The sequence below is a fragment of the Ruminococcus sp. genome, from assembly GCF_019417665.1.
In the GTDB taxonomy this organism is placed as follows: Bacteria; Bacillota; Clostridia; order Oscillospirales; family Ruminococcaceae; genus Ruminococcus_C.
The window spans coordinates 1-7328 of the sequence record NZ_DXUU01000082.1 but is presented as its reverse complement, the minus strand read 5'-3'; the positions used below and the strand labels follow the sequence as shown (position 1 = coordinate 7328).

The window sequence follows — 7328 nt, the reverse complement described above, 5'->3', positions numbered from 1 at the left end:
TTTTATTATACTAGGTTTTTCTCTGTTTGTATAGGGGGTTTTTAGAGATGCCCATAATCTTCATAGTGCATTAAAACATGATCCAATGCTTCTTGTTTACCCTTCACCGCATCACTAATCTGTTCATATGTAAGGTCATTCTTTTCCATAGGCTTTCCTTTCATAATGATGACGTATGGCTGCAAACGCTTTCTTACGCCAATTGTAGATTGTTCTCGGCGTAACATGAAAATGCAACGCAATCTCATTGTCTGTATATCCGTACCAAAAATCTAAAATCAACACCTCTCTTTGCTTATCTGGCAACTCCAGCATGGCATCATACAGCCACTCACTGGTAATTACACAGATATGGTTTCCACTTTCCAATACTAAGTGTTCAGATGGATAAGTATCCTCTTGTATCTGCATCTCAAACAGATATTGCATTTTTTCTGTTCCCACATCCTCTCTTTTTCGTTTCCTTCTTTCTTCATTAACCGCATCCCTGCATTCATTGCGCATGACAGTTTTGGCATAGCTGTCAAATATGGCAACAATGCAACTATTGTTTTTTAAGGGAGCCGACATAATCTGTCCCTCCCTTCCTATGCAGTTTTGAGTGCGATGGTCCTATCACCCCCTTTATATTAACTAAGACGGATCTGCTCACCTGAAACCGGAAAATTTTCCTTGATTTTTTTGAATAAAATATAGTGCAATAAACATATATGTCTGTGCGTTTCTAATCAAACAGTGTCTATTGCTGTCAGAGACCGCCCTATTTGTCATCCAAAAGGCAGTGTAATTTGTCATTTTACGTTAAAAAGCACAAACAAGGGCTATTTACTAAAATCGTAATCAACAATTCACACAATGATTGGCGTGCTTGCTTATACTAATCCCTTATCGTTCTGTTGAAGAAGTTGCCAGATAGCATTATGGCGCCCAACCGCAGGCAGGCTGTCGTCTGGCAAGGGCGGGCAACGCAGAGTGACGAAATGATAGCGGCAAATTCTTCAACAGGTTGATATGGAATTAGTATTAGTACCGAATTGATGAAAAATCATTGATTTTGAATGCCTAACAAAATACGGTGCCTGTGAGTGACAAAATACGATACCTCTTAAGTGACAAATAGGGTGGTCTCTAACATATGGGTATTTGAGACTCGCCAACAAAACATTTCCATATTTGAAAAACATAAAAAAACTCCATTTCTGCCTTTAATGCAAAAATGGAGTAAAAAGAAAAGGAACATAACTTTAAACTCTAAAAGTTATCGTTATATTCCGAAATCTTTATTTAATTAAAGTTCTTACGATGCCAACAATTTCTTTTATATTTTTTAAAGAGAATTTGGTAGTATATGGATGCAGCACCAAATATCGGTTTCTGCTATGTGCATTGCTTTTTATTTCTATAAGACGAAAATTTTTCTTGTACTTTATTCTTGTTACTAAAAGCGTTAAACCAGCTATTGTAAATCCTATAGACAAAAAAAGCAGCATTACTATACTACAGATATCCGACACAGAATAATCTGGGGAATAATTCTTTGATTTGGCAATTAAAGGGATATAAATCAAGCCAATTATAAACATTACAAATATCACTATAGAAACAAAAACACTGTAATACTTATTTGCAATGACTGTCGTTATTTCATCTGGATTTAGTATATAAGGAATATTGCGATTCTGATCAATAATATCAGACAATTTTGTTTTTTTTCCACCATATTCCCATTTTTGCCCTAACATTTTATTCTTCTGTGCACCAAAATTTTCGTATGTAAAGACAATCGTTTCGTTAGAAATGCGCATAAGATTCTGCATGCAACGTATGTAATCGTCTTGGCTTTCAACATTCTCCTTATTGATCAGTTTATCGGAATACGTAATGAAATCGTGATAAAGCTTCTCGTATTTACTATAGATTACTTGCTTTTTCTCATCAATTTCACTTTCTAATAGTTTCATCACAGGAGAATCAGTAATTCCAGAACCTAAAAGCAAACTATTACACTTCATATATCTTTCTTTTGCTTCTTCCACAATAGAAATTCTACAATAATAGTAATACTCATCGTAAACTGATGGAAAATACTTTTCAGTATTTGACTCCATATTAAAACACCTCATCTTTAAATAAATGTTGTTTATTATGACAAATAATATTATTTGAACTTAAAGCGCCATATAAATATTTAGGCAGATTTACACAAGAATATTTTCTATATTTTTAAAATTACTTATGTTATAAAATATTTATTCATGTAAATCAACCGTAAAGTTTCTCATATTCACTTATAGCAAAGTTATCTGTCATTCCTGCAATATAATCACATATCGTTCGCATAAGTTTAAGATCATCTTCAACATTATCATGCATTCGGAAATCATTTATATATTTCTCAAATTCACTTCGCATTGTTCCTGTATTAACATAATCATCATCTGAGAAATTTCCTGTGGCTTTTCTAAACTTCCTAATTGCTGAATCTGGAAGTTGCTGCGGATTTGTATAATAAGCCTCAAATAAGTTTTTTATAATATACTTTCCTTTTGAATCACTTCTCTGTACATCATATGTATATAGAACTACCGTAGATAAAGCTGACTTGAAGTTGAATACAAGCTCTTTATTTTTGTTTTCACCATATAAATCATAGCTAATTGCAGATTTAATATTCTCATCTTCATATACATCACGCTCAAAAATATTATCTGCATTATCTCGTTCAATATTAAGGAGATGCATTAGATTATCACTTGATGCATTCACAAAGGTAGTAACAAGAGTGTTTACTACGATGGTTGATATTTCACTTATAAAATGCTCTTTTGACTTTACATCTGATAAATTATCAAGCGTATATTGATTATCAGGTGGCATTAGCTGTTTTAATGTATTTACTAATTCAATTACTTTTTCATTCGGAATTGATTCGCTTCGAATGGCATCCTCTAAGTCGTGATGCATTTGTGCGATCTCATCTGCTTCTCTTACAATCAATCCTTCAAACGACCATGAAGGCCTTCCATCAGGATGACAACAATATTTATAATACTGCTTGTAAAAATCTGCTTCTACATAGTCGGTACTAACCTTTCCAATTTTGTATGATAAACCGGAGTGATTCATAATTCCCCAAAGCGTATAATTGGTTAAGTTCAAACCAAACTCAATGTCACGAGATTCTAAATCCTTTAGAACACATCTTACGCTCTGTAAATTGTGCTTAAATCCATAATATTCTTTCAAGGTAGCTTGTCTGCTCTTTTTTAGTTTATATAATGAAGTTGATTTAGGGACTTGTGCAAATTCATTGTTTATTGGGCTCATAATCTCATGAAGCATCCTCTCTCCTGCATGACCAAATGGAGTATGTCCAATATCATGCCCCAATGCAATTGCTTCTGTAAGATCAGAATCCAAAAAAAGGGCTTTTGATATGGTTCGTGCTATTTGTGACACTTCTAATGTATGGGTAAGTCGTGTTCTTTGATGATCACCTTTGCTTGGTGCATATACTTGCGTTTTACCTGCAAGTCTCAGAAATGATTTGCAATACAGAATTCTATCTCGATCACGCATAAATTTATTTCGATAAGATGGTTCATCTAAACACAGATTGTTTACGTTATCTATTTCACTACATCTGCGTGCCAAAGCATAATTTGCTGCAAGCTTTTTTAATTCGCTATACATTTCCTAATAATTCCTTTCCTTCAGATTAAAATCACATGAAACAGTAAAAAACATAGTTCGCTTAATCACCTTTAAATAGATATCATTATTTTTCTTTCAAACTCTCCCCAAACCCTTTTATAATTGGATCCAAGAAATACTCCATTACAGTACGTTTATCAGTTTTGATTTCAACTGACCCGGAAAGACCGGAAATAACATCTATATTTTCATTTGAATTATCCATCTCTAGCTTTACAAGATAAACGCTTCCAAGCTGTTCGCTGTTAAACGAACTGGGGCTGATATATTTCACATTACCCTTGACCGTTCCGTATTTATTATATGGATACGCTTCGAGCTTGATTTCCGCTTCCATTCCAACTTCGATATCGGCGATATCCATATTCTTTACATAACAGACCATTTCAACAGGCGTATTATCCGGTACGATTGTTACGAGCTGTTCAGCAGAGGTTACCGTTTCTCCGATGGTATTTACGGCTATGCTGTTCACATACCCGTTTACAGGAGCTGTAATATTCTGATATTCCTTTGACAGCTTATATTTTTCAAGGTTAGTATTGATCTCGTCCAACTGACTGCCGATTTCCGAAAGCTTAGAATTTATCTGCGAACTGTACTGTGTTTCAGTATCCTTTATTTTCAATTCCGCCTGTTCCACTGCCAAAGCATATTGCTGATCTGTCAATTCCTGCGATTTAGCTTGCCTTTCTGTTCCATTTTCTTGATATTCTTCTAATTGTAATTGTCCGATTTGCTGATTCAATTCAGCATCACTTTTTTCTTTTTCTAAGTTGGAAAGCGTATTTTTATAGCTAGCGTCTGCATCTAGAATTGCTTGAATATATGGCTGCAAATCCGTATCGTAATCAGATGCTTTAATTGTTGAAACATCCTCTCCTGATTGGATTTTCTGATAGATTTCCTGCTGCACATTTAATACATTCTTCTGTGTTTCCAGCTGTTCCTGATCAATATCGAGCGTTTCTGTATTCAATTCTATCAGCAGATCGCCGGCATGAACATAGTCGCCTTCTTTTACATCGATTGCTTTAACAAATCCGCCTGCATAGGACTGAACGACATTGATATTTCCAATTGGCTGTACGCTACCGCTTGAAGTTACCACCACATCTATTTTTGAAAGACAAGCCCATATTATTGCGGCAATTAAAAGTGTAAACACCCCTAAAATGATTACCGTTCCGGCTTTATGGGCAGGACGTTCAATGATTTCTAGCAGCGACGGCATAAAATCATACTTGAGTTCTTTGTCTTTTTTACGGCTATGTTTTAATATGTACTCCGTCATTTTGTTATCCATCGATATCGCCCCTTTGCTGCTGATTGTACAAGTAATGATACAGCCCTTCCTGTTTCATTAAATTCTCATGCGTGTCATATTCCACCAGATTTCCCTTATCGATCACCATGATTTTCTGTGCGTCTTTCAATGTAGACAAGCGGTGAGCAATAATTAAAACTGTTCTGCCTTTACATATTTCTTTTAGATTATTCTGAATAATACTCTCGGATTCATAATCCAATGCAGAAGTAGCTTCGTCAAAAATTAAAATTCTTGGATTCGCAAGAATAGCTCTTGCGATCGCTACACGCTGCTTTTGTCCGCCGGAGAGACCCATGCCTTTTTCACCGATAATTGTATTGTACCCATTGGGCAATTCCAGAATAAAATTATGAGCACCGGCAATTTTCGCACAGTGTACAATCTGTTCCATAGAAGCAGTGGGCATATGGATTGAAATATTTTCCGCAACCGTTCCGTTAAACATAAAATTTTCCTGCAATACGACACCGATCTGCTTTCTCAGCATTGCCGGATTGACCAGGGAAATATCCATGCCATCTATGGAAATCTTACCGCCTTCCGGTAAATACAATCGCTGGATCAATTTTGAAATCGTACTTTTTCCAGAGCCACTTCTTCCTACAACACCGACAATTGTTCCGGATTCAATTTCAAAGCTCATTCCTTTGATGACTTCACCGCCCTGGGGATTATATCGGAAATGCACATGATCAAATATAATTTTCCCTTGTATGCTCGGCATAGATGTCTGATTGGTGCTTAACACGGGTTCTGGAGCTGTGTTGAAAATATCACCGATTCGCTTTACGGATAGGGAAGCTTGCTGATATTCCTGCCAGAGCTGCACCAACCGAAGAACTGGTCCGCTGACTCTGCCGGAAAGCATTCGGAATGCCACGAGTTGTCCGACTGTAAAATTGCCATCCATGACTGCTTTTGCACCAAAAAACAGAATTAATAAATCAAATACCTTTTGAATAAACTGTCCTGTTGTTCCGGCTGTTGCGGATACCATAGAGGTTTTATAACTTGCCTTGACATAGTCAGACTGTAAATCGCCCCACTTTTTTTCAAATTTTGGTTCCAAGGCGTAAGACTTTACCGTTTGTACCCCTGTAATGGATTCCACTAAAAAAGACTGTGTGTTTGCACCTGTTTCAAATTTTTCATCCAGACGTTTTTTGAATAGGGGAGTTACAATTGCAGACAGAACCGCATATACCGGAATGGAACATAACACAATCACGGTCAGGCTTTTGCTATAGAAAAACAGTACGACAATATATACAATGATAAAAATAAAGTCAATCATAGATGACAGCGGCGTCCCTGTTAAAAAATTGCGAATACTATCCAGTTCTCGCACTCTTGCCACTGTTTCGCCCACGCGTCTGGATTCAAAATATTTCAGTGGCAGCGCAAACAAATGCTTGAACAGCTTAAAACTTAGCATGACATCAATCCGGTTTGTGGTATGCGTAAATACATAATTTTTTGCCAGACTCAGAATCAATTCATAGATATACACAACACCGATCCCGATAGTCAGAACATTCAGTGTGGAAATGCTCTTATGAACAAGCACCTTATCTACAACCACCTGCGTCATAACCGGCGTGAGAATTCCTAAAATCTGCACCGTAAATACTGCGATCAAAACTTGAATAAATTCTTTTTTAAATTTCAGAATTGTGGGAATAAACCATTTGAAACTGAACGCTGCTTCTCTGTCCATAATTCCTTTTTTGGTAATGAGAATTGCTGTTCCATCCCAAATTTCTGCAAGTTCCTCAAGGGATTTTACTTCCGGCTGCGCTTTATCTGGAAACAACACCATAAACTGATCATCTTTGGATTTTGCGATAATAAAGAATGTATCATCCCTGTGCTTTGCAATAATCGGTGATTTTACATCTTTCAGTTTATTCAATTTTAATTTGCACAACTTTGCCCGCATTTTCAAAGCTTTTGCCGATTGTATGATCTCAATTTCTCCGGTTTGTTTTCCTTCGTCCAAAACAGATAGATTTTCCGCCTGCTTCTTTGTAATGGGAATACCGTGAAATTTCATGACAATCAAGAAGCAGGATAAGCCGCTATCTTGTATTTTCTCCATGTTTCGACTCCTTTTTCAAAAAATATGCAGCAACACAAAGCCACTGCATATTCTTTGCTTTTTTCAATATCAAACTTACTGCACCGAAGTACCAACCAGCAACTGATCCATCACAGACACATCGGTTGTAGGATCCATCATATTTACGCCATCGGAAATATTATCTTCCGCTGCAAATGCAGACAT

At 36.3% G+C, this 7328-nt stretch carries 4 protein-coding genes and 1 pseudogene; all 5 read right to left on the bottom strand.

The genetic code is table 11. The features are described from left to right. Positions 1 to 135 precede the first annotated feature (135 nt). The gene (locus tag QZ375_RS13160; protein WP_295219712.1) at positions 136 to 570 is read right to left on the bottom strand and encodes a sigma-70 family RNA polymerase sigma factor; all 435 of its coding nucleotides are present in this window, start codon (positions 568 to 570) and stop codon (positions 136 to 138) included. 710 nt (positions 571 to 1280) lie between these two features. Next, complete coding sequence (locus tag QZ375_RS13155) at positions 1281 to 2108, bottom strand: hypothetical protein (protein ID WP_295219711.1); 828 nt, start codon at positions 2106 to 2108, stop codon at positions 1281 to 1283. A 154-nt stretch (positions 2109 to 2262) separates the two neighbouring features. Then, positions 2263 to 3591, bottom strand: a pseudogene (gene dgt, locus QZ375_RS13150) (dGTP triphosphohydrolase); the annotation flags it as partial. A 187-nt stretch (positions 3592 to 3778) separates the two neighbouring features. Next, entirely contained in the window at positions 3779 to 5020 is a 1242-nt protein-coding gene (locus tag QZ375_RS13145; RefSeq protein WP_295219709.1) for an HlyD family efflux transporter periplasmic adaptor subunit, read from the bottom strand. Then, a complete protein-coding gene (locus QZ375_RS13140; protein WP_295219708.1) occupies positions 5013 to 7142 on the bottom strand; it encodes a type I secretion system permease/ATPase in 2130 nt (709 codons plus the stop codon). Before QZ375_RS13140 ends, QZ375_RS13145 begins: the two co-directional genes overlap by 8 nt. Positions 7143 to 7328: the final 186 nt, after the last annotated feature.

Excerpts from the sequence above, each read along its gene's own strand:
- QZ375_RS13140 (WP_295219708.1), bottom strand. The coding sequence starts at position 7,142 with ATGGAGAAAATACAAGATAGCGGCTTATCCTGCTTCTTGATTGTCATG.
- QZ375_RS13160 (WP_295219712.1), bottom strand. The coding sequence starts at position 570 with ATGTCGGCTCCCTTAAAAAACAATAGTTGCATTGTTGCCATATTTGAC.
- QZ375_RS13155 (WP_295219711.1), bottom strand. The coding sequence starts at position 2,108 with ATGGAGTCAAATACTGAAAAGTATTTTCCATCAGTTTACGATGAGTAT.
- QZ375_RS13145 (WP_295219709.1), bottom strand. The coding sequence starts at position 5,020 with ATGGATAACAAAATGACGGAGTACATATTAAAACATAGCCGTAAAAAA.